At 75.2% G+C, this 24,593-nt stretch carries 22 protein-coding genes; 14 read left to right on the top strand and 8 right to left on the bottom strand.

Annotation, left to right across the window (positions count from 1 at the left end):
* Positions 1-4: 4 nt before the first annotated feature.
* The 7 genes from NXY84_RS14980 to NXY84_RS14950 all read left to right on the top strand — a co-directional run bounded on the left by NXY84_RS14980 (position 5) and on the right by NXY84_RS14950 (position 9,307).
* A complete protein-coding gene (locus NXY84_RS14980) occupies positions 5-1,237 on the top strand; it encodes a cysteine desulfurase family protein (RefSeq protein WP_258723862.1) in 1,233 nt (410 codons plus the stop codon).
* Positions 1,237-2,439, top strand: a complete 1,203-nt coding sequence (gene mnmA / locus NXY84_RS14975) for a tRNA 2-thiouridine(34) synthase MnmA (protein ID WP_258723861.1) — start codon at positions 1,237-1,239, stop codon at positions 2,437-2,439. The genes NXY84_RS14980 and mnmA overlap by 1 nt, the downstream gene beginning before the upstream one ends.
* Positions 2,436-3,452: a hypothetical protein gene (locus NXY84_RS14970; protein ID WP_258723860.1), complete on the top strand. Its 1,017-nt coding sequence runs from the start codon at positions 2,436-2,438 to the stop codon at positions 3,450-3,452. The genes mnmA and NXY84_RS14970 overlap by 4 nt, the downstream gene beginning before the upstream one ends.
* 20 nt (positions 3,453-3,472) lie before the next feature.
* Positions 3,473-3,847 carry a hypothetical protein gene (locus tag NXY84_RS14965; RefSeq protein ID WP_258723859.1) on the top strand — a complete coding sequence of 125 codons (375 nt, stop codon included), beginning with the start codon at positions 3,473-3,475 and terminating at the stop codon, positions 3,845-3,847.
* 119 nt (positions 3,848-3,966) lie between these two features.
* Positions 3,967-6,390, top strand: coding sequence for an NAD-dependent DNA ligase LigA (ligA, locus tag NXY84_RS14960; RefSeq protein ID WP_396126241.1), 2,424 nt, complete (start codon positions 3,967-3,969; stop codon positions 6,388-6,390).
* Positions 6,383-7,828 (top strand): GNAT family N-acetyltransferase, encoded by a 1,446-nt coding sequence (locus NXY84_RS14955; protein ID WP_258723858.1) that lies wholly within the window; start codon positions 6,383-6,385, stop codon positions 7,826-7,828. Before ligA ends, NXY84_RS14955 begins: the two co-directional genes overlap by 8 nt.
* Before the next feature lie 81 nt (positions 7,829-7,909).
* Positions 7,910-9,307 (top strand): hypothetical protein, encoded by a 1,398-nt coding sequence (locus NXY84_RS14950; protein WP_258723857.1) that lies wholly within the window; start codon positions 7,910-7,912, stop codon positions 9,305-9,307.
* Here NXY84_RS14950 and NXY84_RS14945 read toward each other — a convergent pair.
* Genes NXY84_RS14945 through NXY84_RS14935 form a run of 3 tightly spaced genes read right to left on the bottom strand, consistent with a single transcriptional unit; the run spans position 9,283 to position 11,263 of the window.
* Positions 9,283-9,924, bottom strand: a complete 642-nt coding sequence (locus tag NXY84_RS14945; RefSeq protein WP_258723856.1) for a hypothetical protein — start codon at positions 9,922-9,924, stop codon at positions 9,283-9,285. The two genes, NXY84_RS14950 and NXY84_RS14945, sit on opposite strands and share 25 nt — an antisense overlap.
* Positions 9,921-10,589 (bottom strand): hypothetical protein, encoded by a 669-nt coding sequence (locus tag NXY84_RS14940; RefSeq protein ID WP_258723855.1) that lies wholly within the window; start codon positions 10,587-10,589, stop codon positions 9,921-9,923. Before NXY84_RS14940 ends, NXY84_RS14945 begins: the two co-directional genes overlap by 4 nt.
* A complete protein-coding gene (locus NXY84_RS14935) occupies positions 10,586-11,263 on the bottom strand; it encodes a hypothetical protein (protein WP_258723854.1) in 678 nt (225 codons plus the stop codon). Before NXY84_RS14935 ends, NXY84_RS14940 begins: the two co-directional genes overlap by 4 nt.
* Positions 11,264-11,410: 147 nt before the next feature.
* Here NXY84_RS14935 and NXY84_RS14930 point away from each other — a divergent pair, with 147 nt between their 5' ends.
* The gene (locus tag NXY84_RS14930) at positions 11,411-11,827 is read left to right on the top strand and encodes a pilus assembly protein CpaE (protein WP_258723853.1); all 417 of its coding nucleotides are present in this window, start codon (positions 11,411-11,413) and stop codon (positions 11,825-11,827) included.
* Positions 11,828-11,918: 91 nt separating this feature from the next.
* On the opposite strand, the gene NXY84_RS14925 is transcribed toward NXY84_RS14930, so the two are convergent.
* Positions 11,919-13,877 (bottom strand): RICIN domain-containing protein, encoded by a 1,959-nt coding sequence (locus NXY84_RS14925; protein WP_258723852.1) that lies wholly within the window; start codon positions 13,875-13,877, stop codon positions 11,919-11,921.
* A gap of 388 nt (positions 13,878-14,265) precedes the next feature.
* Here NXY84_RS14925 and gatC point away from each other — a divergent pair, with 388 nt between their 5' ends.
* From gatC to gatB, 3 genes are read left to right on the top strand one after another with little or no spacing between them, the layout of a single operon-like run.
* Positions 14,266-14,562: an Asp-tRNA(Asn)/Glu-tRNA(Gln) amidotransferase subunit GatC gene (gene gatC / locus NXY84_RS14920; RefSeq protein WP_034628997.1), complete on the top strand. Its 297-nt coding sequence runs from the start codon at positions 14,266-14,268 to the stop codon at positions 14,560-14,562.
* Entirely contained in the window at positions 14,562-16,076 is a 1,515-nt protein-coding gene (gene gatA / locus NXY84_RS14915; RefSeq protein ID WP_258723851.1) for an Asp-tRNA(Asn)/Glu-tRNA(Gln) amidotransferase subunit GatA, read from the top strand. Before gatC ends, gatA begins: the two co-directional genes overlap by 1 nt.
* Complete coding sequence (gene gatB / locus NXY84_RS14910) at positions 16,073-17,584, top strand: Asp-tRNA(Asn)/Glu-tRNA(Gln) amidotransferase subunit GatB (RefSeq protein ID WP_258723850.1); 1,512 nt, start codon at positions 16,073-16,075, stop codon at positions 17,582-17,584. Before gatA ends, gatB begins: the two co-directional genes overlap by 4 nt.
* 163 nt (positions 17,585-17,747) lie before the next feature.
* Here the strand turns inward: gatB and NXY84_RS14905 are convergent, their stop codons facing one another.
* Positions 17,748-19,100: a cryptochrome/photolyase family protein gene (locus NXY84_RS14905; RefSeq protein ID WP_258723849.1), complete on the bottom strand. Its 1,353-nt coding sequence runs from the start codon at positions 19,098-19,100 to the stop codon at positions 17,748-17,750.
* Positions 19,101-19,277: 177 nt separating this feature from the next.
* On the opposite strand from NXY84_RS14905, the gene NXY84_RS14900 reads away from it, so the two are divergent.
* On the top strand, positions 19,278-19,823 hold the full coding sequence (locus NXY84_RS14900; protein ID WP_258723848.1) for a GNAT family N-acetyltransferase: 546 nt from the start codon (positions 19,278-19,280) through the stop codon (positions 19,821-19,823).
* Between the two features lie 28 nt (positions 19,824-19,851).
* Here the strand turns inward: NXY84_RS14900 and NXY84_RS14895 are convergent, their stop codons facing one another.
* Complete coding sequence (locus tag NXY84_RS14895) at positions 19,852-20,418, bottom strand: DoxX family membrane protein (RefSeq protein WP_258723847.1); 567 nt, start codon at positions 20,416-20,418, stop codon at positions 19,852-19,854.
* Positions 20,419-20,576: 158 nt separating this feature from the next.
* The gene (locus NXY84_RS14890; RefSeq protein WP_258723846.1) at positions 20,577-21,344 is read right to left on the bottom strand and encodes a MerR family transcriptional regulator; all 768 of its coding nucleotides are present in this window, start codon (positions 21,342-21,344) and stop codon (positions 20,577-20,579) included.
* Between the two features lie 177 nt (positions 21,345-21,521).
* Between NXY84_RS14890 and NXY84_RS14885 the strand changes: the two genes are divergently transcribed.
* Positions 21,522-22,202 (top strand): VOC family protein, encoded by a 681-nt coding sequence (locus NXY84_RS14885; RefSeq protein WP_258723845.1) that lies wholly within the window; start codon positions 21,522-21,524, stop codon positions 22,200-22,202.
* Positions 22,203-22,214: 12 nt separating this feature from the next.
* Here NXY84_RS14885 and NXY84_RS14880 read toward each other — a convergent pair whose 3' ends face one another.
* Positions 22,215-22,988, bottom strand: a complete 774-nt coding sequence (locus NXY84_RS14880) for a GntR family transcriptional regulator (RefSeq protein ID WP_258723844.1) — start codon at positions 22,986-22,988, stop codon at positions 22,215-22,217.
* A 291-nt stretch (positions 22,989-23,279) separates the two neighbouring features.
* On the opposite strand from NXY84_RS14880, the gene manD reads away from it, so the two are divergent.
* Complete coding sequence (gene manD, locus NXY84_RS14875) at positions 23,280-24,488, top strand: D-mannonate dehydratase ManD (protein WP_309485001.1); 1,209 nt, start codon at positions 23,280-23,282, stop codon at positions 24,486-24,488.
* The last annotated feature ends 105 nt before the right edge of the window (positions 24,489-24,593 follow it).

Here is a 24,593-nt window from a genome sequence, read left to right as displayed (position 1 = left end):
GCAGGTGAGTGTCTATCTGGACCATGCGGCGACCACGCCGATGCTCCCCGAGGCGGTCGCCGTCCTCACCGAGCACCTGGTCCGGACGGGCAACCCGTCGTCGCTGCACGCCGCCGGACGGGCGGCGCGGCGCACCGTCGAGGAGGGCCGCGAGCGTCTCGCGGCGGCCCTCGGCGCGCGACCGAGCGAGGTCGTCGTGACCGGCGGCGGCACCGAGGCGGACAACCTCGCGGTCAAGGGACTCTTCTGGGGCCGCCGCACGCACGACCCCTCGCGCCGGCGCATCCTGGTGTCCGCCGTCGAGCACCACGCGGTGCTCGACCCGGCGTTCTGGATGGCCGAGCACGCCGGCGCGGAGATCGTGCTCCTGCCGGTCGACGGGGACGGGGTGCTCGACCTCGACGCGCTGCGGTACGAGCTCGACGAGCACGCCGAGCAGGTCGCGCTGATCTCCGTGATGTGGGCGAACAACGAGGTGGGAGCGCTGCAGCCGCTGCACGACGTCGTCTCGCTCGCGCGCCGCCACGGCGTCCCGGTGCACGCCGACGCGGTCCAGGCCGTCGGCCAGGTGCCCGTCGACTTCGCCGCCTCGGGGCTCGACGCGCTCACCGTGAGCGGCCACAAGGTCGGCGGGCCGGGCGGCGTCGGGGCGCTGCTCGCGCGCCGCGGGCTCGAGCTCACGCCCGTCCTGCACGGCGGCGGGCAGGAGCGCGCGGTCCGCTCCGGGACGCTCGACGCGCCCGCGATCGCGTCGTTCGCCGTCGCGGTCGACGCCGCGGTCGCGGCGCGGGAGGCCACCGCGCAGCGGCTCACGGAGCTGCGCGACGCGCTCGTCGCCGGCGTGCGCGCCGCCGTCCCGGACGCCGTGCTGCGCGGCCCGCAGGACACCGCGCGCCGGCTCCCCGCCAACGCACATTTCACCTTCCCCGGCTGCGAGGGGGACTCGCTGCTGTACCTGCTCGACTCGGCCGGCGTCGCGTGCTCGACGGGGTCGGCGTGCCAGGCGGGCGTCCCGCGACCGAGCCACGTGCTGCTGGCGATGGGGGTCGACGAGGACGACGCGCGCGGTGCGCTGCGGTTCTCGCTCGGCCACACCTCGACGCGCGCCGACGTCGACGCGCTCCTCGCGGCGCTCCCGGGCGTCGTCGACCGGGCGCAGGCGGCGGGCCTCGCCGGGCGGCCGGACCGCTCCGACCGGCCCGACCGCAGCCACCGCCAGCCGAGCGGGGCCCGCTGATGCGCGTCCTGGCGGCCCTCTCCGGCGGCGTCGACTCGGCCGTCGCCGCGGCGCGCGCGGTCGACGCCGGGCACGACGTCGTCGCGGTCCACATGGCGCTCTCGCGCACGCGCGACCAGTTCCGGACCGGCTCGCGCGGCTGCTGCTCGATCGAGGACGCCGGCGACGCGCGGCGCGCCGCGGACGTGCTGGGCATCCCGTACTACGTGTGGGACCTCTCGGAGCGGTTCGAGGACACCGTCGTGGCCGACTTCCTGAGCGAGTACGCCGCGGGCCGCACGCCCAACCCGTGCGTGCGCTGCAACGAGCACATCAAGTTCGAGGCGCTGCTCGACAAGGCCCTCGCGCTCGGCTTCGACGCGGTGTGCACCGGGCACTACGCGGGCGTCGTGACCCGCCCCGACGGCACGCGCGAGCTGCACCGCGCGCGCGACTCCGCGAAGGACCAGTCGTACGTGCTCGCGGTCATGGGTCCCGAGCGCCTCGCCCGCGCGATGTTCCCGCTCGGCGAGGTCACCTCCAAGGACGAGGTGCGAGCCGAGGCCGCCGCCCGCGGGCTCTCCGTCTCGGCGAAGCCGGACTCGTACGACATCTGCTTCGTCGCCGACGGGGACACGCAGGGGTTCCTCCGCGACCGGCTCGGCTCGCAGCCGGGCGACATCGTCGACGCCGACGGGACCGTCGTCGGCGCGCACGACGGGGCGTACGCGTACACCGTCGGGCAGCGCAAGGGGCTCGCGATCGGCCGGCCCGCGCCGGACGGGCGGCCCCGGTACGTCCTCGCGGTCGAGCCGGTGAACCGGCGCGTCGTCGTCGGGCCCGTCGAGGCGCTCGAGGTCGCGGGCATCGCGGGGGAGTCCACGGTCTGGTTCGCCGAGCCGGGGCCGGGGTGGTTCCGGTGCGAGGTCCAGGTGCGGGCCCACGGCGTCCCCGTCGCCGCGCGGGCCCGGGCGGTCGAGGGCGGTGCGGTCGAGGTCGACGTCACGGTCGACGGCCCGCAGCGCTCGCTGCACGGCGTCGCGCCCGGTCAGTCGCTCGTGCTGTACGACGGGACGCGCGTGCTCGGGCAGGCGACCGTGGCGGCCACGACTCCCGCGGTGCCGGCGACCGCCGTGCCGGCGACCGCTGTGCCGACGCCTGGGGTGCCGACGCCTGGGGTGTCGACGTCCGACGCGGCGCCGACCTCGGCCCGCCGCGCGTGACGGGCGTCAGCGGCCACCCGGTCTGGCCGGGGGAGGACCTGCTCGACGCGCAGAGCGTCGTCGTCGGCGACCTCGCGGACACTCCCGAGGGGCTCGACGGGCTCCCGTTCCTCGTGCGGCTGCCGGCGCGCGGGCCGTGGGCGGACGCCACCGCGTCGACCGCGGCGCTGCTCGTCGACCTGCCCGTCGAGCTCGGCGTGCACGGCTGGAAGCTCGCCGACCGCCCCGGGTACGACCAGTCGCGTGCGCGGGCGCTCGTCCGCGAGGGGCTCGACGTGCTCGCCGTCGCCGCGCACGGGTACGCCGGGCCGCTCGTGGTGCCCGTCGTCGGGCCGCTCACCCTCGCCGCGTCGCTGTACCTCGCGCGCGGCGACCGGGTGCTGGCCGACGCCGGTGCGGTGAGCGAGCTCGCCGAGTCGCTCGGGGCCGGGCTCGTCGAGCACCTCGCCGCGGTCCGGCGGGCCGTGCCCGCTGCGGAGGTCTCGGTCGTGCTGCACGAGCCGCTGCTCGCACAGGTCGTCGCGGGCGTGCTGCCGAGCTTCTCCGGCTACTCCGCGCTGCGGCCCGTGCGCGCGCCCGTGGCCGCCGAGCGGCTGCGCGCGGTCACGGGAGCGCTGCGCGGTCCCGGTGGTGCTGCGGCGGAGCGCGTCGTCGTGCACGGCGGGTCGGCCTGGTCCTCGATCGCCACGGTCGCCGACTCGGGGGCCGACGCGGTCGCGCTCGCGGTCGGCGGCTTCGACGAGCGGGCCTGGGAGCGCGTCGCGGAGCTCGTCGAGCGCGGCACCGCGCTGTGGGCCGAGCTCCCGCCGCAGGCCTCCTCGCAGTGCGCGGGCCCGGACGTCGCCGGCCAGGCGGCCGTGCTGCTCGAACCGTGGCGGCGCGTCGGGCTGCCCGCCGAGCGGCTCCGCGACGTCGTCGTGCTCGCGCCACCCCTCGGGCCCGGTGCGACCCCCGACGACGCCCGGGGTGCGCTCGCCGGTACCGTGCGTGCCGCCCTGATCGTCGCCGAGTGAGCCGAAGGATGACCCCCGACATGAGCGTTCCCGGCGCGAGCCCCCGCCTCGACCCCCGGCGCCGCGCGCTGCTCCTGCTCGTCGGCTCGGGCGTCGCGCTGCTCGGCGTGCTGACCCTCGCGGTGCTGTGGATCTCGCTCGGCGTCGGGACGCTGCGCGCCGGTGCGGTGCTCGACGAGCCGTGCCTCGCCGCGTACGACGCCGCCACCGAGGGCACCGACATCCGCTACACCGCGTTCCCGCCGCAGGCGATCTGCTCGTGGAGCGTGGACGGCGAGGCGCGCGAGGTCGTCGTGCAGCGCTCGTCGACCGCGGTCTTCGGGGTGGCCGCGGTCGCGGCGCTCGGGGGCGTCGCGCTCGTCGCCGGGGTGTTCGTGGCGGACCGACGCCGCTGAGGCCCGTGGCGGGACGACGCCACTGAGCGCCGCCGTTCTCGCGTACGGCCGCCGCCGCCCGGGGGCGGGGACGCGCGTCGGGGGCGCGGTGCGTGGGTGGCCGTTGCGATGATGTGCCGGTGAGCACCGCGACCCCGCCCGCCGCCGACCTCCCCGCGTCGCAGGACGCCACAGCCCCGGGCGCCCCCCGCGACGCCGCACCGCCCGAGGTGCAGCGCGAGTGGACCGAGCTCGCCGACCGGGTGCGCGACGCGCAGTTCGCGTACTACGTGCGCGACGCGCCGACGATCAGCGACGCCGAGTACGACGAGACGCTGCGCCGGCTCGAGGCGCTCGAGGACGCCCACCCGGACCTGCGCACGCCCGACTCGCCGACGCAGAAGGTCGGCGGCACGTTCTCGACCGAGTTCACCGCCGTCGACCACGTCGAGCGCATGCTCTCGCTCGACAACGCGTTCTCCGCCGAGGACGTCGCGGCGTGGGCCGAGCGCGTGCACCGCGACCTCGAGACGGTCCCCGAGGGCGGCCTGCACTACCTCTGCGAGCTCAAGATCGACGGGCTCGCGATCGCGCTGCTCTACGAGAACGGCCGGCTCGTGCGCGCGGCGACGCGGGGCGACGGGCGGACCGGGGAGGACGTCACGCTCAACGTGCGGACCATCAGCACCGTCCCGCAGGTGCTCGCGGGCGACCCGGCGACGCACCCCGAGCTCATCGAGGTGCGGGGCGAGGTGTTCTTTCCCGTCGAGGCGTTCGCGGACCTCAACGCGGCGCAGGTCGCGGCCGGCAAGGCGCCGTTCGCCAACCCCCGGAACGCGGCCGCGGGCTCGCTGCGCCAGAAGGACCCGCGGGTGACCGCCTCCCGCGACCTGCGGATGTACGCGCACGGCATCGGGGCGCTCCGGTGGGGGCCGGGTTCCGGGGGCGTCGGCCTCGAGCGCCAGTCCCAGGTCTACGACCTGCTCGCGGGCTGGGGCGTGCCGGTGTCCGGGCACACGCGCGTGGTCCCGGGGCTGCCCGAGGCGCAGCGGATGATCGACCACTACGGCGAGCACCGGCACGACGTGGAGCACGAGATCGACGGCATCGTGCTCAAGGTCGACGAGATCGCGCTGCAGCGCCGGCTCGGGTCGACGAGCCGGGCCCCGCGCTGGGCGATCGCGTACAAGTACCCGCCCGAGGAGGTCAACACGACGCTCCTCGACATCCGGGTCAACGTCGGCCGGACGGGGCGCGTCACGCCCTACGGCGTCATGGAGCCCGTGCTGGTCTCCGGCTCGACGGTCGCGATGGCGACGCTGCACAACGCGAGCGAGGTCGCGCGCAAGGGCGTGCTCATCGGCGACACGGTCGTGCTGCGCAAGGCCGGGGACGTCATCCCCGAGATCGTCGGGCCCGTCGTCGACCTGCGCGACGGCACCGAGCGCGCGTTCGAGATGCCGACGCACTGCCCGTCGTGCGGCACGGCGCTCGCGCCGGCCAAGGAGGGCGACGTCGACGTGCGCTGCCCCAACAGCCGCTCGTGCCCGTCGCAGCTGCGCGAGCGCGTGTTCCACGTCGCCTCGCGCGGCGCCTTCGACATCGAGGCCCTCGGCTGGGAGGCCGCCGCGAGCCTGCTCGACGCGGGGGTCCTCACCGACGAGGGCGACCTGTTCGCGCTCGACGCCGACGCGCTGCGCCGCGTCCCGCAGTTCGTGCTCTCGACGAGGTCCAAGGTCAAGGGCCGTCAGCGCGAGGCCGGCGACCTCAACGCCGTCGGGGAGAACCTGCTGGCGAACCTCGAGAAGGCGAAGGACACCGCGCTGTGGCGGGTCCTCGTCGCCCTGTCGATCCGGCACGTCGGGCCGACCGCCGCCCGGGCGCTCGCGACCGAGTTCGGCTCGCTCGACGCGATCGAGGCCGCGAGCGAGGAGGAGCTCGCCGCGACCGAGGGCGTCGGGCCGACGATCGCCGCCGCGGTCCGGGCCTGGTTCGACCAGCCCGACGCGGGGTCCGACGACGAGCGGTGGCACCGCGAGATCGTCCGGAAGTGGCGCGACGCCGGCGTCCGGCTCGCCGACGAGCGCGACGCGTCGGTGCCGCGGACGCTCACCGGGCTGACGGTCGTCGTGACCGGGAGCCTCGAGGGGCTGAGCCGCGACGGCGCGAAGGAGGCGATCATCGCGCGCGGCGGCAAGGCGTCGGGGAGCGTGTCGAAGAAGACCGACTACGTGGTCGTCGGCGAGAACGCCGGCTCCAAGGAGGCCAAGGCGCGCGAGCTCGGGCTGCGCATCCTCGACGAGGCCGGCTTCGTGGCGCTGCTCGAGCACGGGCCGGCGGGGGTCGGTGACCCGACGGCGGACGACGGCTCCGCGGAGCCGGGCTCCCCGGCCGAGGACGGTGCGGCGTCCGACGGCGCCGGACCGGCCGGTGCGGCGGTGGACGGCGTCGCCCCCGGACCCGCCCCTGCGGACGGGCGCGCGCCTGCGTCCGACGGTGCCGGCGCCACGTCCGACGAGGGCGTCGACGAGCTCGACGACGCCGAGGAGCTGCCGCGTGGGTGACGTGCAGGTCCGCGTCGCGACCGGCGCGCGCGAGCTGCAGGACGTCGGCGCGCTCACGGCCGAGGCGTCCCACGCGGACCGTCTGCACCGGCCCGAGGACGACTACACGGTCGAGCTGCGGGACGCCGAGCGCCGCGCGCAGGAGGCGGTCCTGCTCGTGGCGCTCGTGCCGCCGGCGCGCGGACCACGCGCCGGGCACGACGGCTCGGTGGGCCCGGGAGGCGACGTGCGTGACGGTGCCTATTCGGACGTCCGGCCCGGAGGCAGTGCCGATGATCGCGCGCGTGCCGCGGACGAGGCCGGGCTCGGGGGCGTCGTCGTCGGCACGGTCACGGTGGCCTCGGCCGGCACGTCCTACGCCGAGGTGGCCGAGCCGGGGGAGGCCGAGATCCGGATGCTCGCCGTCGCGCCGGAGGCCCGCCGGCGCGGGGTCGCGGAGGCCCTGATGCGCTCGGCGCTGGACCATGCCGTGACGTCGGGGCACCGCCGCGTCGTGCTCTCGACGTTCGACGCGATGCAGTCGGCCCAGCGGCTGTACCGGCGGCTGGGCTTCACGCCGGTGCCCGAGCGCGACTGGCAGCACGAGGGCGTCCACGTGCGCGTGCACGTCTGGGAGGCCCCCGAGGCGCCCGGAGCACCGGTCGAGACGGCGACGTGGCGACCCGTCGAGACGGTCGACGTCGGCCCGTGGCGCCTCGGGCTGTCCGGCGGGTTCACGCGGCGGGCCAACAGCGTCGTCGCGCTCGGTGAGCCCTCGGACGTCGACGCGGCGATCGACGAGGTCCAGGCGCGGTACGCGGACGCCGGCCTGCCCGCGGTGTTCCGGGTGTGCCCCGCGAGCCGCCCGGCGGACCTCGGGACGCGGCTCCGCGCACGCGGCTACGAGACCGTCTCTCGCACGTCGGTGCTCGTCCGGTCGATCGACGTCCCGGCGGGGCGCGGGGACGACGACGGCGACGCCCACCTCGTCCTCGACGGCGACGCCCACCTCGTCCTCGACGGCGCGCTGCACGTGACGTTCGCGGACGCACCCGACGACGACTGGCTGCGCGGCTGGCTCGCGGTCAAGGCGCACGGCACCGTCGCCCTCGAGCTGGCGCGCCGCGTCGTCTCGGGCGCCCCCGCGCGCTACGTCACGGCCTCCGACGCCGCAGGCGTGGTCGGCGTCGTCCGCGCCGCACCCGCGGGCGACTGGGTCGGGCTGTCGTGCCTCATGGTCGCCGCCCGGGCGCGGCGTCGGGGCCTGGGCCGGGCGCTCACCGACCTGAGCCTGCGTGACGCCGCCGGACGCGGTGCGACGCGGGCGTTCCTCCAGGTCGAGGAGCACAACGTGGGCGCGCGGGATCTCTACCTCGGAGCGGGCTTCGAGGCCGCGGAGGTCTACGAGTACCGCGAGCGTGCGTCGAGCGGTGCCGGCGCGCCCGCCGGTGGCTGCTGACCCACGCCGGGAGCGGGCTCGGCCCTCGCGTGCGCCTAGGCTGTGCGCCGACCGAGCCCGCCCGACCCCGGAGCTGCCGCGATGACGGACGCCACGCCCGCCGGTGCGTCCGGCCTCCCGCCCGCGGGACCGGTGGCCGGGACGCCGGCGCCGCACCCGCCGACCTCCTGGTCCCGGCGGCTCGGGTCGCTCCGGGAGGCGGCGCTCGAGCTGGTGTCGGTCGTCGTGACCGCCGCACGGCTGTGGTGGGGGTACTGGCCGCTGCTGCTGACGATCGCCCTGCTCGGCGGCGCCGCGCGCATGGCGTCGCTCTGGGCGGCGACCACCGTCAGCGGGTGGAACAACACGCTCGGGGTTGCGGTGCTGATGCTCGCGCCGCTGTCCTCGGTCGCCTCGATCGTGCTCATGCTCTACGCGCTGCGGGGTGCCCTGCCGGGGCTGGCTGCGGCGGCCGCCACGAGCGCACCGGTCGACGCGAGCACGCACCGCGAGCGCCGGCTCATCGACCTCCTCGCGAGCGTGCTCGTGCCGTTCCTCGCGGTGTACGCCTCCTACGGCCTGCTCAAGCAGGACACGAGCCGCTACGTCAACACCATCGTCGGCAAGGAGTGGGTCGAGAACGCCGACTTCCTCTACGGCGGCGACGGCGTCGACGCCGACCGGGCCTTCGTGGGGTCCGGCGCGTTCGCGGTCGGGATCGTGCTCGCCGCCATGGTGCTGCGCTGGGGTCTCGCGCGGCTCGAGGGGCGCGTGCACGCGACGCCGCTCGGCTACGTCGGGGCGTACGTCGAGGTGTTCTGGATGGCCACGCTCGCGCGCTACCTCGCGGGGTACAAGGAGACCGCGTGGGCGTGGGTCGAGGGGCGGCGCGCGATCGACCTCGTGACGACGTGGTGGCTGGACGTCCTCGACCTGCTCGGACCGGTCGCGCGCCCGGTCGACGCCGCCGTCGCCTGGGCCGCCGGGGTGCTCGGCTCGTTCGACGACCTCGTCGTCGTGCCGCTCGCGTGGCTCACGGTCGGCGCGATCGTGTTCGGTCACAAGCTCGTCCCGCCGCCGGCACCCGCGCGGCGCGGGGTGCGCGCGCTCGAGGCGCTGCCCGGCCCGGTCCGGCGGTGGGGTGGGGAGCTCGTCGGGCAGGTGCTCGGCGACGTCCGCGGCCGGTTCCAGGGCCTCGTCGGCGGTCTCCGCACGCTCGCGCTCGCCGGGCTCGGCCCGATGCTCGTGTTCGGGCTCGCGTTCCTGGCCTCGACGCGCCTCGAGGAAGGGCTGCACCTGGTGGTCCGCGCGCTCGTCGGGCCGCAGGAGACCACCACCTGGTTGGCGTTCTCACCGCACGTGGGGACCGTGGTCCGCGCCGTGGGCCTCACGGTGACGATGGCGCTCCTGGCTGCGGCCGTCGACCGGATGCTGCGGTCGACCCGGCGCGTGGACCTGACGAAGCGGCCGCGCGGTCAGTCGACGGCGAGCGCGACGTAGACCGGCTCGCGCCACCACAGCAGCGCCGCCTCGACGCGCGCGCCGTCCGGGACGACGACGACCGGCTCGACCGTCCACGAGGCCGGACGCGCCGGTGAGTCGTCGGGGGTGAGCGCGTCGTCGAGCGCCCCGAGCGACTCGAACGGTCCCGGCGTCTCGTCGGGCACGCACGGGTACATCGGTCGCGCGGCCGCCGACCGGACGCTCTCGAAGCCCGGGGGCCGGTACCCGTAGCGCGTGCCGTCCTCGTCGCGCAGCGCCAGCCGGCACGACGCGAGCGGGACGTCCGGGTCGGCCTCGAGGCTCAGAGTGACCTGGACGGCCCGTGCGCCGGGCGGCACGTCGACCCCCGTCGCGCGCACGTCGGCCGGGGTCAGGGACTCCGTCCGGTCGAGCCGGACGCGCAGGGTGCGCTCGTGCGTGCCGTCGCCGTCGGTGTACTCGTCGTGCAGCGTGAGCCGCTCGCCGCGGTCCGCGGCGCGCTCGTCGTGCAACCCGGAGTGCCAGTAGTAGGTGCTGACCCGGTCCGAGCTCGCGCCGAGCGCCGCCACGAGCGCCACGGGGAGCGCGGCGAGCGGCCAGCGGTTGCGCGCCCACCAGCCGCGGCCGGTCGTCACGAGCCGTCCTCCGCCGCGTCGGACGGTGCCGCGTCGGACGGTGCCGCCTCGGGCGGTGCGGTGTCGGACGGCTCGGGCACCGTGACCGGGGAGGTCCGGGCGGTCCACCGCTCGACGTCCCCCGCCGTGAGACCGAGGTCGAGGTCCGCGAGGTCGTCGCGGCGGTGGTCGAACGAGTCGAGCGCGAGCAGCAGGTGCGCCCCGGCGGCGGCGTCGGCGGGCAGCTCGACGGCAACGGTCGCGTATCGGGGGATGCCGGGCTGCGCGGGGCCGGGCGCGAACCCGCCGCGCGCCGACGACCCGCTCGCGACGTACAGCGTCCCGTCGGCGCCGCGCACGGCGGCGTAGGCGAGGGTCCGCGGCTCACCGCGCGCGTCGATGGTCACGGGGACGACGAGCCACAGGCCCGGCGTGCTCAGGGTCGACCCGTTCGCCACGAGCTCCCGGGCGCCCTGCGGCTCACCCGCCTCGACGTCCGCGTACCGCAGCCGCAGGGTCTCGCCGACCTCGGCGGTGCGCACGAACGGCGCCTCGATGCGGTCGCCGACCGGGAACGCGTGCGTGAGGGCCCGACCGGTCGCGAGTGCGGCCAGCACGAGCCCGACGACACCGGTCCGGCGCACCCAGGGGCGCGCGCTCGGCGCCGGGACGGCTGCGGCGCTCACGCGTCCCCCTCGTCCACGGCCTGGCGCATCGCCAGCCTGCCCTGCGCGACGACGGTCGGGTCGAACCAGCCGAACCCGGTGTCGAGGCTGCTCGGTCGCCACGTCTGCCCGACGGCCTGGACGGTGACCTGCTCGGGCGGCGGCACCGAGCCGTCCTGCTCGAACAGGAACACGACCTCGTACTCGAGCCCCGGCTGGACGGGGGAGAGGTCGCTGCCGTCCGCGAGCAGGAGGCGCTGCGAGGAGAGCACGCGGTCGGTGCCGGCCGTCGGCTCACCGACGAGGCCGTCCACACCCACGAGCCCGAGGGCGTCGCGCAGCGTGACGCCCGTGACGGTCCGGTCCGCCGTGCTGGTGACCGTGGCGGTCAGCGCGAGCCAGCGGTTCCCGTCCTCGCTCAGGTAGGCGCCCGGCAGCTCGTCGACCCACAGCACCTTGTCGACCGTGAGCTCGAACGGGGCCGCCACGACCGTCTCGCCGACCTCCACGTCCGGCAGGGTCGGCGACGCGGCCGGCTCGAGCCCGCCGAAGGCCGCTGTCGCCGCGAGCAGCGCGATCGCGCCACCGACGCCGAGGTTGCGCAGCGGCTGGTCGAGCAGGCGCTGCGCGACGACGCTCCCGCTCCGCCGGGCACGCTCGCGCAGCGCGCGGCGGTCGGCGGGCGGCGTGGGCACGCGCAGAGTCTAGGGACACGGCGGGTGCTGCCCGCTCGCGCCCTGCGGCGACCTCGGTCGGGGACCACGGGCGGCCGCGCGAGAGCACCGTGCCGAGGGCCGCCGCTCCGCCGCGCGGTCCTCGGCGGTCGACCTGATACTGGGCGGATGATCTCGGTGGACCGTGCTCTGCTGCTCCACTCGGCCGGCCTGCGCTGGCGACCGCGCTCGGGCGACCGCTTCACGCTGCGCCAGCCGGACCTCAGCGGCGAGGTCTTCACCATCTCGGACATGATGATCGAGGCGCACGAGTTCTCGACCGGCACGGTGCTGGGCTTCAACGGCACGACCGAGTGGGCGCTGGACTCCGTGGCGCAGGAGGACGCGGTCTGGCTCCCGGGCGAGGACCAGCTGCGCGAGCTGCTCGGCGGGACGTTCCGGAGCCTGACCCGGGTCGAGGACGGCTTCGAGGTCGTGGTCGAGCTGCCCGGCCGGGGCCCGCGCGGATTCCGGGCCGACGACGCCGGCGACGCGTACGCCGACGCGCTGCTCGCCCTGGTCACGGCTGCCGTCGACCGCGTCTGATCTGCGCGCGCGTCCACCTCGGCGCCGAGGACCGGTCACCCGCCGGGGGCGAGGACCGGACGCCCGGCCCCGCCCCCGACGAGCCCGCCCGTCAGACGGTGCGCAGGGTGAAGCGCTGGCAGATGTTGTCCAGCCACGGCCACTGCACGAGCGCGTTCCCGTTCGCGAGCCCGCAGCCCGACAGGTCGAGCACCTTGCCGGAGTGCCGTGCCACGAGCCGCACCGAGCCGTCGGCGAGCGGTTCGACCCGCCACTGGCTGCCCGTGGCCGAGCACGCACCCTGGCGCAGCGCGGCGCCGTCGGCCGTGGAGCCGGAGGCCACGACGAGGCAGCTCCCGGGCGACGACGCCGGCTGCACGCGGTAGTAGCCGTTGTCGGTGTGCGCGAACGTCCACCGCTGGCACGCGGCCCCGTTCCAGGCCCAGGACCGCACGGCCGCACCCGAGGCCGTCGAGCAGTCGGCCACGTCGAGCACCTTGCCGCTCTGGCTGCTCACGACCGCGAGGGTCCCGGCGGGGGCGAGGCGCCACTGCTGGCACGTCGAGCCGGTCGAGGACCAGATCCGGATGTTCGTGGCGTCCGCGGCGCCGCAGTCGGCCAGGTCGAGCACCTTGCCGGTCGCGCGGTTGGTGAGCCGCGACCAGCCGTCGCTCGTCGGGGTGACCTGCCACTGCTGGCACTGGTTGTCGAGCCACGCCCACTGGCGCACGTCCGTGCCGTCCGCCGAGCCGCAGTCCGCGACGTCGACGACCTTGTTGCTCGCCTTGTTGACGAGCCGGTAGTACCCGTCGGCGGTCGGGTCGAGGACCCAGCGGCTCGACGCGGTGTCGCAGCCGTACTGGGCGACGTCGGCGCCGTCGGCCCCCGAGCTCCCGGTCACGCCGGCGCAGCGAGCGGTGCTGCGGTTGACGAGCGTGTACGCGGCACCCTCGACCGCCGCGGTGATCGGGCCCTTCTCCCCGGACGGGACGGCGAGGTCGGTGCTCGTCGAGGCGGGAGCGCCGAGGACGGGGGTGCTGTCCGACGCCCACGTGAACGGCTGGGCGCGGGTCGAGCGGGTGTCGCCGCAGCCCTGGGAGGCCGACGCGTTGCCGTGGTAGACGATCCAGTCCTGGGTCCCGTCGGGGGACCGGAAGAACCCGTTGTGGCCCGGGCCGTACACACCGTTGCCACGCTCGAAGACCGGCGTCGAGCGCTTGGTCCAGGACGACGCCGACAGGGGGTCGCTCCCGGTGAGCGTGAGCAGGCCGAGCTTGTAGTCGGGGGTGTTGCAGGAGCTCGCCGAGTACACGACGTGCGTCCGGCCGCCCCGCTGGATCACCTCGGGGGCCTCGTTGGTCCGTCCGCCCTGCGTCTCCCAGCCGTGCGTGGGCCGCGAGATGAGCACGCGCGCGCCCGTGACGGTCCACGGGTTGGTCATGCGGGAGATCCACAGGCTCTGGTCAGGGCCCTGCCACTCGGACCACAGCAGGTAGAGCTGGTTGCCGACCGTCAGGTAGCTGCCGTCGATGTTCCAGCTGTTCGGCATCGGCGTGCTCCTGAACGTGTACGGGCCCATCGGGTCGTCGCCCGCGCTCTCGAGCACGCGGAGCTTCTGCCCGTCGAGGTTCGCGCTCGTCCCCGAGGTGTACATGAGGTACCAGCGGGTGCCGTTGGGCCCGGTCAGCCGGTGGAACTCGGGCGCCCAGAAGTTGAACCCGCTGTCGGCCGCGGTCTCCGACCAGACGTGCACGGGTGCGGCGCCCCGCAGCCCGGCCAGCGTCGGGGACTTGCGCATGACGAGCTGCGAGCTCCAGGTGGTCGTCGCGAGGTAGTAGTTGCCGTCGTGGAACTGCAGCCACGGGTCGGCGCCGTCGGGCAGGAGCGGGTTGCGGACGGTGTCCTCGCCGACGGCCGTGGCGGGGGCGGTGGGGACGACGAGCGCCGCGGCGACGAGCACGGCTGCACCCGCGGCGGCGACGATGCGGCGCAGCACGTGGTGGGCGCGGCTCCGGGTGGGCGTGCCGGTGCGGTGGGCGGCGGGGGAGTGCAGGCGGGGGAGTGCAGGCATGGGAGTCCTCTCGGATCGTGTGAGCGCTCACACCGGGCGGTCGGCGCTCGGCGGCACAGGCCGGGCGCACGACGGTGCGTGGTGCTGGGTACGGCGACGAGCGTCAGGGGACAGGTCGTGCGCCCGGCGAGGCGGGTCACGCCCGGCACCGGTACGGGCTGCGGCGCCCGGCGGTGCGTCCCACGTCGTCGTGGTGCCACCGCCGTGCGAGCAGGACCTCCAGAGGTAGTGCGCCGCGTCCGCGCATGTCAACGTTGTAGAACGTTTCGTCAGTCGAACGTGGCGGCTCTCGGCTCGGTCGGTGACCCTGCCCACCGGGGGCGGCGCGGCCGCGGGGACCGCCGTGCCGCTCGCCGGGCCGGACGGCCGCACGCCCTAGACTTCCCCCATGTCCACCCTCTCCCGCGACGAGGTCGCGCGCGTGGCAGCCCTGGCCCGGATCGACCTGACGCCCGCCGAGCTCGACCGTCTCGCGGGCGAGCTCGACGTGATCGTCGAGTCGGTCGCGCGGGTCAGCGAGGTCGCCACGCCCGACGTGCCCGCCACGAGCCACCCGCTCCCGCTCACGAACGTCTTCCGCGCGGACGTCCCCGAGGCCCCGCTGCTCGCCGCCGACGCCCTCGCGGGTGCCCCGGCCGCGCGCGACGGCAAGTTCCTCGTCCCGCAGATCCTGGAGGAGGACTGATGAGCGACCTCACGCGCCTGACCGCCGCCGACCTCGCCGAGCGTCTCGCCGCCGGTGAGGTCTCGAGCGTCGAGGCGACGCAGGCCCACCTCGACCGGATCGCCGCCGTCGAGCCCGCGGTGCACGCGTTCCTGCACGTCAGCGGCGAGGAGGCGCTCGCCACGGCGCGGGATGTCGACGCCCGGCGCGCGGCCGGCGAGCAGCTCCACACGCTCGCGGGCGTGCCGATCGCCGTCAAGGACATCATCGTCACGAAGGGCCTGCCGACGACCGCGGGCTCGAAGATCCTGGAGAACTGGGTCCCGCCGTACGACGCGACGCTCGTCGAGCGGATCAAGGCCGCGGGCCTGCCGATCCTCGGCAAGACCAACATGGACGAGTTCGCGATGGGCTCGAGCACCGAGCACTCCGCGTTCGGCAACACCCACAACCCCTGGGACCTCGACCGGATCCCCGGCGGCTCGGGTGGTGGCTCGGCGGCGGCGGTCGCCGCGTTCGAGGCCCCGCTCGCGATCGGCACCGACACCGGCGGCTCGATCCGGCAGCCCGCTGCCGTGACCGGCACGGTGGGCGTCAAGCCGACGTACGGCGGCGTCTCGCGCTACGGGCTCATCGCGCTCGCGTCGAGCCTCGACCAGGCCGGCCCCGTGACGCGCACCGTGCTCGACTCGGCGCTGCTGCACGAGCTCATCGGCGGCCACGACCCGCGCGACTCCACGTCGATCGACGAGCCCCTGCCCGGGCTCGTCGATGCGGCGCGCCAGGGCCTCACCGGTGACCTGACCGGCGTGCGCGTCGGCGTCGTCACCGAGCTCACGGGCGAGGGCTACCAGCCCGGCGTGAGCGCACGCTTCGCCGAGTCGCTCGACGTGCTGCGCGGCGCGGGCGCCGAGATCGTCGAGGTCTCGTGCCCGCACTTCACCTACGCGCTCGGCGCGTACTACCTGATCCTGCCGAGCGAGGCGTCGAGCAACCTCGCCAAGTTCGACGGCATGCGCTTCGGCCTGCGCGTCGAGCCCGCCGACGGCCCGGTCACCGCCGAGCGCGTCATGGGCGCGACCCGCGGCGCCGGCTTCGGCGACGAGGTCAAGCGGCGCATCATCCTCGGCACGTACGCGCTGTCCGCCGGGTACTACGACGCGTACTACGGCAGCGCGCAGAAGGTCCGCACGCTGATCCAGCGCGACTTCGACGCCGCGTTCACGAAGGCCGACGTGCTCGTCTCGCCGACGGCGCCGACCACGGCGTTCAAGCTGGGCGAGAAGCTCGACGACCCGCTCGCGATGTACCTCAACGACGTCGCGACCATCCCCGCGAACCTCGCGGGCGTCCCGGGGCTCTCGGTCCCCAACGGGCTGTCCGACGACGGCCTGCCGGTCGGCTTCCAGGTGCTCGCACCGGCGAAGGCCGACGACCGGCTGTACCGGGTGGGGGCGGCGCTCGAGGCGCTGCTCGAGGCGCAGTGGGGCGGGTCGATCCTCGACCGCGCGCCGGAGCTGGAGGTGGCGCGATGAGCACGCAGACCGTCGACCTGGTCGACTACGACGAGGCCGTGGCCCGGTTCGACCCGGTGCTCGGCATCGAGGTGCACGTCGAGCTCGGCACGCGCACCAAGATGTTCGACGCGGCGCCGCAGACGTTCGGCGAGGAGCCCAACACGGCCGTGACGCCGGTCTCGCTCGGGCTGCCCGGCGCGCTGCCGGTCGTCAACGGCACGGCCGTGGAGTACGCGATCCGGATTGGCCTCGCGCTGAACTGCCAGATCGCCGAGCGCTGCCGGTTCGCGCGGAAGAACTACTTCTACCCGGACGTCCCGAAAAACTTCCAGACGTCGCAGTACGACGAGCCCATCGCGTTCGACGGGTGGATCGACGTCGAGCTCGAGGACGGGTCGACGTTCCGCGTCGAGATCGAGCGCGCGCACATGGAGGAGGACGCCGGCAAGAACACCCACGTCGGCGGCTCGACCGGGCGCATCCACGGCGCCGAGTACTCGCTCGTCGACTACAACCGCGCCGGGATCCCGCTCGTCGAGATCGTCACGCGGCCCATCACGGGTGCGGGCGCGCGCGTCCCCGAGGTCGCCCGCGCGTACGTCCAGACGCTCCGCGACATCTTCCGCACCCTCGGGGTCTCCGAGGCCCGCATGGAGCGCGGCAACGTGCGCGCCGACGTGAACCTGTCGCTGCGCCCGACCCCGGAGTCGCCGCTCGGCACCCGCACCGAGACCAAGAACGTGAACTCGTTCCGGTCGGTCGAGCGCGCGGTCCGCTACGAGGTGTCGCGCCAGGCCGCGGTGCTCGACGCGGGCGGCACGATCGTCCAGGAGACCCGGCACTGGCACGAGGACACCGGCAGCACCACGCCGGGCCGCGTGAAGTCCGACGCCGAGGACTACCGCTACTTCCCGGAGCCGGACCTCGTGCCGATCGCGCCGGACCGCGCGTGGGTCGAGGAGATCCGCGCCGCGCTCCCCGAGCTGCCCGCGGCCCGGCGCCGCCGGCTGCAGGGGGAGTGGGGCTACGCCGACGCCGAGATGCGCGACGTGGTCAACGCCGGTGCCATCGAGCTCATCGAGGCGACGATCGGCGCGGGCGCGAGCCCGGCCGCCGCGCGCAAGTGGTGGATGGGTGAGCTGGCCCGCACCGCGAAGCAGCAGGAGGTCGAGCTCGCCGAGCTGCCGATCACCCCGACCCAGATCGGCGAGCTCCAGGCGCTCGTCGACGCGGGTCGGATCAACGACAAGCTCGCGCGCCAGGTGCTCGAGGGCGTGCTCGCGGGCGAGGGCGGCCCCGAGCAGGTCGTCGTCGCGCGCGGGCTCGAGGTCGTGTCCGACGACGGCCCGCTGCTCGAGGCGATCGACGCCGCGCTCGCCGGGCAGCCCGACATCGCCGAGAAGATCCGTTCCGGCAACCTCGGCCCGGTCGGCGCGATCATCGGCGCGGTCATGAAGGCCACGCGCGGTCAGGCCGACGCGGGCCGCGTGCGCGAGCTCGTGCTCGAGCGCGTGGCGCAGGGCTGACGCCCAGTCAAGGCACGCAGCAGCGACGACGGCGGTCGGTCCCTCCGGGGGCCGGCCGCCGTCGTCGTCCCTGGGAGGCAGGGTTTCTGCGTTGTGGTGGCGCGGCGGGTGCGGGACGCCGCGCGGGGCCGGGCGCCGCCGTCGACCTCCGGCGGCCGGGTGCTCAGCGCGACCGGCGCGCGTGCGCGTCGAGCGCGGCCTTGCGCTCCTCGGCGTGGTCCACGACCCGCTCGGGGTAGTCCGGCGCCGCCGCGCGCGGCAGCTTCCACGGCTCGTGCACCGCCGCCCCCGGGATGCCGCGCAGCTCGGGCACCCAGCGCCGCACGTACGCGCCGTCGGGGTCGAGCGTGCGCCCCTGCGTCACCGGGTTGAAGACCCGGAAGTACGGCGCCGCGTCGCGACCGGTGCCCGCGACCCACTGCCAGTTGAGCTGGTTCTGCGGCACGTCGCCGTCGACGAGCCAGCGCATGAAGTGCGCGGCGCCGCGCTGCCAGGCGACGTGCAGGTCCTTGATCAGGAACGACGCGGTGATCATGCGCAGGCGCCCGTGCATCCAGCCCTCCGCGCGCAGCTGGCGCATCCCCGCGTCGACGAACGGGTACCCGGTGCGCCCGGCGGCCCACACCTCGAGCGCCGCGGCCTCGCGCTCGCCGGTGACCCACGAGTCGTCGGGCACGACCTCGCGCAGCGACTGCCACGACGCGGTCGGGTGGTGGAACAGCACGTCGGCGTGGAACTCGCGCCAGGCGAGCTCGGAGCGGAACGCCGCGGCGCCGTCGCCGGGCCGGCGCGCGAGGTCGGCGAGCAGCGTGCGCGGGTGGACCTCGCCCCACTTGAGCGCGGGCGACATCCGTGACGTCGCGTCGAGGTCGGGCCGGTTGCGGTCGTCCGCGTACCCGGCGAGGCCGTCGTCGACCATCGCGGCCCAGCGCTCGCGCGCGGCGGCCTCACCCGCATCGGGGAGGTCCAGACCGTCGGGTCCCGGCTCGTCGGGCAGGCCGTCGCTGCGGACGCCGTCCGCCCAGCGCGGCGCCGGGCCGGTCGCGGGTGCACGCCACCCGTGCGCGAGCCACGCCGTGCGGAACGGCGTGAACACCTGGAACGGGGTCCCGCCGCCGGTCCGCAGCCGGCCGGGGGCGACGGCGTACGGCGAGCCGGTCTCGACGAGCGCGGTGCCCGCCGCCTCGAGGGCCGTCCGGACCTGCTCGTCGCGGCGTCGGCCCGCGGGCTCGTACGACGACGCCACGTGGACCTCGTCGGCTGCGACCTCCCGGGCCACCTCGGGCAGCACCTCGGTCGCTGCGCCGCGGCGCACCACGAGACGTCCGCCGGTCGCGTCGTCGAGCGCGCGCAGGCTGCGCAGCAGGTAGGCACGACGCGGCGGGCCGGACCGCGCCAGCAGCGCGTCGTCGAGCACGAACAGCGGCAGGACGTCGCGCCCGTCGGCGCCGGCGGCGAGGAGGGCGGGGTTGTCCGCGAGGCGCAGGTCGCGTCGGAACCAGTGGATCGCGGTCACGCGGTCACGCTAGCCGCGCGGCCCGGACGCGGCGCGGGGAGCGTGGCAGGTGGAGGCCTGGGTGGGCGCCGCCCGGTCGCGAGGACCGGCCTCGCCTCGTGCAGCGCGGCGAAACATGGTGGTCACCCGCTGTCCGTAGGCTCCCGGGTGGGGGCCACGATCAGGAGGAACGGACCGATGGAGAAGCCGACGCTCCAGGGCGAGATGATCCGGTTGCGACCCGTCCGCGCGGACGACGCCGACGCGATGTGGGACCTGGTGCACGACCCCGAGGGCATGCGGCTCACGGGCACGACCGCGACGTTCACGCGCGAGCAGGTCGCGGAGTGGTGCGCGACGATCTCGACGCACGAGGACCGCATCGACCTCGCGGTCACCTCGAGCGGCTCCGACGAGTACCGCGGCGAGATCGTCCTCAACGACATCGACCCGGTGGTGCGCAGCGCCAACCTGCGGCTCGTGATGCGCCCCGCCTACCGCGGGCGCGGTTACGGCACGGAGGCGATCCAGCTCGTGCTGGGGCTCGCGTTCGACGGTCTCGGGCTGCACCGCGTGGGCCTCGACGTGCTGAGCATCAACCACCGGGCGATCGCGATCTACGAGAACCTCGGGTTCCGGCACGAGGGCCGGCTGCGGGACGCGTACCGCGACGGCGACCGGTGGTGCGACTCGATCGTGATGGGGATGCTCGAGGACGAGTTCCGGGCGGCGCAGCTCGACTGACGGCGACGCCACCCGGCGGGCACGTGCGTCAGCGCAGCCAGGGGTTCGCCCGGACGAGCGCGAGGCGCGACCACGGGCGGCCGAGGCCCCACGTGTCGCCGGCGAGGGTCGCGGCGAGGGCGATCGCGGCGAGCGTGTAGACGAGGTGCTGGTCGACGACGGGGTTCTGGCTGCCCGCGGCGAACGGCCAGGCCGCGATGTAGAGCGGGACCATGAGGAGCGCGGCGGCGACCGCGGCGACGCGCAGCCCGATGCCGAGCAGCAGCGCGAGCCCGACGCCGAGCATCCCGAGCATGAACAGCCAGTCCGAGACGGGGCTCGCGATCGACGCGAAGAGGTCCTTGGCGGGCCCCTCCACGCCGTGCAGCAGGTAGCCCTGGCTGGGCGTGCCGCCCGCGATCCACGCGCCCTCGGACGGCGTGGCGTAGCCGAGGCCGAACGTCTTGTCGAGGAAGGGCCACAGGAAGACGAGCCCGAGGGCGATCCGGAGGGCGGCGAGCGCCCGGCGGGCGCCCACGGTGAGACCGGGTCGCGCGAGGTCGGCGTCGTGCTGGGTGCTCTGGGTGCGGGCCGGTGCGACGGGTGAGGCAGTCATGGCGGGCGCTCCTTCAGGTCAGCGGAGCCGTGACCGTAGCGTGACCTTTGCCGTTCACTCGTCAACTTGTCTTGCCTGCTGGGACACCACCCCCGAGTGAAACGATTGGGTGGCGCCCCAGCAGGCGGATCCGTCTCCGACGTGGGTCCCGCGGCCGCTCAGGTGCCCGACGGGAGCCGCTCGGCCCACACGTCGATCGCGTCCCGCAGGTACACCGCGAGGCCCGGCGCGAACGCGTCGTACGTCGCCGTGAAGCGCTCGTCGTCGACGTACATCTGCCCCAGCCCGCGGTAGGACTCGCGGTTCGGCGTCCAGAACGTCGCGATCTGCGCGAAGTGACGCGCGACGAGCCCCTGCGTGCGCTCGTCGTCCGGCGCGAGCCCCTCGGCCAGGCACGCCGCGAGCCCTTCGCCGATCGCCTGGCTCTCGCGGTGGTGCGCCGCCTGCCCGTCCGCGCCGAGCCCGGCCCATGCCTGGTTGCTGCGGTCCACCGCCTCGTCGCCCCAGCGCTCGCGCGCCTCGGCGTCGTACTGGCTGTTGTCGAAGCCTGCGTACAGGTCCTTCGCTGCCATGTCGTGCCCCCCTTCCAGGGACTCGAGGGTCGAGGCGACGGTCGCCGCGAGCCGGTCGAACCGGTCCCGCTCCGCCACGAGCCGGGCGTGGTGCTCGCGCAGCAGCCCGGCCCGGACGCCGTGCTCACCGTCGGCCGCCAGCACGCGGGCGACGGTCGGCAGGTCGACGTCGAGCTCGCGGAGCACGAGGATCTGCTGCAGCCGCAGCAGCTCGTCGCGCCCGTAGAGCCGACGCCCGCCCGCCCCCACGTCGACGGGGGCCAGCAGCCCGATCGCGTCGTAGTGGCGCAGCGTCCGGGACGTCACGCCCGAGAGGCGCGCGAGGTCCCCGATGGTCCAGGTCTCGCTCCGCACGTGCCGTCTCCTCGTCCTGACGGCGGTCCGTCCGCCGTCGTCCCCGACGCTAGAAGTTGACGCAGCGTCAACCGCAAGACCTATCCTGCGCCGCTCGCGGGAGGGTGGCCAGGGCGCGGCGCCCGGCACTGGTCCGGTCGTCTCGTCCGCGTGGGTGCCGGGTGGGACGCTGGGTGGATGACGACGCCGAGGACGACGCTCACCGCGACCGAGGTCTCCGCGCAGGTCGACGCCCGCCACTGGCGCGTCCTGCTCAACCGGCTGCACGCGGCGTTCCGCACCGGTTCGTTCGAGCGCGGCCTCCAGGTCGCCACCCGGGTCGCAGCTGTCGCGGAGGCGCTGGACCACCACCCGGACGTCCACCTGACCTACCCGCGCGTGCTGGTGTCGGTGCTGACGCACGACGCGGGCGGGCTGACCGCGAAGGACGTGGAGCTTGCGGCGGCGATCAGCGCGGTCGCCGACGAGCTCGGGCTCGAGGCGGAGGTCCCCGTGCTGTCCGCCCTCGAGGTCGCCATCGACGCGCTCGACATCCCGGCGGTCTACCCCTTCTGGCGTGCCGTGCTCGGCTACGTCCCCGAGCGGCTGCCGGAGGCGGACGACCCCTCCCCGGCGCTGCTCGACCCGACGGGCCTCGGGCCCGCCGTGTGGTTCCAGCAGATGGACGCCCCGCGCCCGCAGCGCAACCGCATCCACCTCGACGTCACGGTCCCGCACGACGTCGCGGAGGAGCGCGTGGCGGCGGCGCTCGCGGCGGGTGGGCACCTGGTCAGCGACGACCGGGCCCCCGCCTTCTGGGTGCTCGCGGACGCCGAGGGCAACGAGGCGTGCGTGTGCACGTGGCAGGCGCGCGACTGAGCGTCGCGCTCCTCACTCCCAGACGGCGACGCTACGGCGCGTGGGCGCCCCCGTGTTGGCCGCGAAGAGCTCGGGGGAGCGGGCGCGCACCCGCTCGATGTCGTCGATCACGGTGCGCAGGTGCGTCCGCAGGAGCGGGCGGGCCTCGCTCGCGCCGCCCCGCAGGAGCGCGTCGAGCACGTGCGCGTGCTGCTCGACGAAGACCCGGACGCTGCCGACCTCGGAGAGCCCGAGGCGCCGGGCCCGGTCGAGGTGGGCCTTCGCGGCGACGACCGAGGGCCACGTGCCCTCGTGCCCGGCGAGGCGCATGAGCCCCTGGTGGAACAGCTCGTCGAGGCGGAAGAACTCCTCGTGGTCGCCCTCGACGAGGCGCTGCAGCGCGATGTTCTCCTGCAGCTCGGCCGTGACGCCGGGGTCGGGCTCGGCCGGCACGTCGTCGAGCGACGCGAGCTCGACGGCCTCGCGCAGGAACTGGGCGTCGACGACACGCTGCGGGTCCACGCGCGAGACGAAGGAGCCGATCCTCGGGAAGATCTGCACGAGCCCCTCCTGCTGCAGGAGCATGAGTGCGTCGCGCACGGGCGTCCGGGAGACGCCGAGCTCGGCGGCGAGCTCGTTCTCCGACAGGGGCGCTCCCGGCTGGAGGTCGAGCGAGACGACCCGTCGGCGGAGCTCGGCGTACACGATGCGACCGGCGGAGCGCGGGCCGGGGTCCGCAGCGCCTCGCTGACGCTCGGCGGCCGGGCGCGCCCGGCCGCCCGTGCTGCCCGCCGTCGTTCCCGTCATCCCGACTCCTCGCCTGGTCTGTCCGCGATCTGGTCCGCGGCCGTCGACACCGCGCGCGACCCCGGTTGCGCGCCCTTGTATACAACGTGTCGCGTCAGCGCAGGTCAAGCCCGGCGACGGGGTGCGGCTGCCGCGCACCGCCGCCCGCCGGGCCCGCTGCGGCGCGTACCGCGACGTGCGAGAGGGCTTGACACATCGTGCATATCGCCCTTGTATACAAGCACTGCATTGCAGCAGTGCGTCCGTCGGGCAGGGGCCCGGGGCGGCAGGGAGCCGGAGGGGGAACGCCACGTGAGCACCATCGAGCGCGCCGAGGTCTTCGTCGCAGGGCCGGGGCGCAATTTCGTCACGCTGCGCATCACGACGTCCGACGGCGTCACCGGGCTCGGTGACGCGACCCTGAACGGACGCGAGCTCGCCGTCGCGAGCTACCTGCGCGACCACGTCGTCCCGCTGCTGATCGGCCGCGACCCGGCGCGCATCGAGGACATGTGGCAGTACCTGTACCGGGGCCCCTACTGGCGGCGCGGGCCGGTCACGATGACGTCGATCGCCGCGGTCGACACCGCCCTGTGGGACATCAAGGGCAAGGTCGCGGGCCTGCCGGTGTACCAGCTGCTCGGCGGGCGCTCGCGCGACGGCGTGATGGTCTATGGGCACGCGAGCGGCGCCGACACCGCGGAGCTGATCGACGACGTCGTCCGGTTCCGCGAGCTCGGCTACCAGGCGGTCCGTGCGCAGGCCGCGGTCCCCGAGGTCGGCGGCACCTACGGCGTCCGCAAGGGCGCGATCTACGAGCCCGCCGCGAGCGCGCTGCCCGAGGAGCAGCCCTGGTCGACCGAGGCGTACCTGCGGTTCGCCCCGACGTACCTCGAGGAGATCCGCTCGAAGCTCGGCTTCGACTTCCACCTGCTGCACGACGTGCACCACCGGCTCACGCCGCTCGAGGCCGCGCGCTTCGGCAAGAGCGTCGAGGACGTCCAGCTGTTCTGGATGGAGGACCCCACGCCGGCGGAGAACCAGGAGGCGTTCCGCCTCATCCGCCAGCACACGACGACGCCGATCGCGGTCGGGGAGGTGCTGACGAGCATCTGGGACGTCCAGCACCTCCTCACCGAGCAGCTGATCGACTACGTCCGGACGACGGTCGTGCACGCGGGCGGCATCACGCACCTGCGCCGGATCTTCGACCTCGCCGCGCTCTACCAGGTGCGGACCGGGTCCCACGGCGCCACGGACCTGTCGCCGGTGACCCTGGCGGCGGCGGTGCACGTCGACCTGACCGTGCCGAACTTCGGCATCCAGGAGTACATGGAGCACGCGCCCGAGACCATGGAGGTCTTCCGCAGCGGCGTCCGGTTCGCGAACGGGGCGCTCGACCTCGACGAGACGCCCGGGCTCGGCGTCGAGTACGACGAGAAGGCGGCCGCGCGCTTCCCGTACGAGCCGCGGTACCTGCCGGTCGCGCGCCGGCTCGACGGGTCCGTGCACGACTGGTGAGGCCCGGCGCCGCCGTCGCGGCGCCCGCCGTCACGGACGACGCCGCGGCACCCCGCGGCGGACGCCCGACCGAGAGCTGACCATCCGACCGGCCCGACCGGTCCA

Origin of the sequence: Cellulomonas sp. NS3 (assembly GCF_024757985.1) — a bacterium.
GTDB lineage: Bacteria > Actinomycetota > Actinomycetes > Actinomycetales > Cellulomonadaceae > Cellulomonas_A.
This window is presented reverse-complemented; position numbering and strand designations above follow the sequence as displayed.

Bases quoted from the DNA above. Each gene is read 5' to 3' on its own strand.
- gatB (WP_258723850.1), top strand. From the start codon at position 16,073: ATGAGCACGCAGACCGTCGACCTGGTCGACTACGACGAGGCCGTGGCC.
- NXY84_RS14880 (WP_258723844.1), bottom strand. From the start codon at position 22,988: ATGACGGGAACGACGGCGGGCAGCACGGGCGGCCGGGCGCGCCCGGCC.
- gatC (WP_034628997.1), top strand. From the start codon at position 14,266: ATGTCCACCCTCTCCCGCGACGAGGTCGCGCGCGTGGCAGCCCTGGCC.
- NXY84_RS14885 (WP_258723845.1), top strand. From the start codon at position 21,522: ATGACGACGCCGAGGACGACGCTCACCGCGACCGAGGTCTCCGCGCAG.
- NXY84_RS14930 (WP_258723853.1), top strand. From the start codon at position 11,411: ATGATCTCGGTGGACCGTGCTCTGCTGCTCCACTCGGCCGGCCTGCGC.
- NXY84_RS14965 (WP_258723859.1), top strand. From the start codon at position 3,473: ATGAGCGTTCCCGGCGCGAGCCCCCGCCTCGACCCCCGGCGCCGCGCG.
- gatA (WP_258723851.1), top strand. From the start codon at position 14,562: ATGAGCGACCTCACGCGCCTGACCGCCGCCGACCTCGCCGAGCGTCTC.
- NXY84_RS14895 (WP_258723847.1), bottom strand. From the start codon at position 20,418: ATGACTGCCTCACCCGTCGCACCGGCCCGCACCCAGAGCACCCAGCAC.
- NXY84_RS14925 (WP_258723852.1), bottom strand. From the start codon at position 13,877: ATGCCTGCACTCCCCCGCCTGCACTCCCCCGCCGCCCACCGCACCGGC.
- NXY84_RS14900 (WP_258723848.1), top strand. From the start codon at position 19,278: ATGGAGAAGCCGACGCTCCAGGGCGAGATGATCCGGTTGCGACCCGTC.
- mnmA (WP_258723861.1), top strand. From the start codon at position 1,237: ATGCGCGTCCTGGCGGCCCTCTCCGGCGGCGTCGACTCGGCCGTCGCC.
- NXY84_RS14950 (WP_258723857.1), top strand. From the start codon at position 7,910: ATGACGGACGCCACGCCCGCCGGTGCGTCCGGCCTCCCGCCCGCGGGA.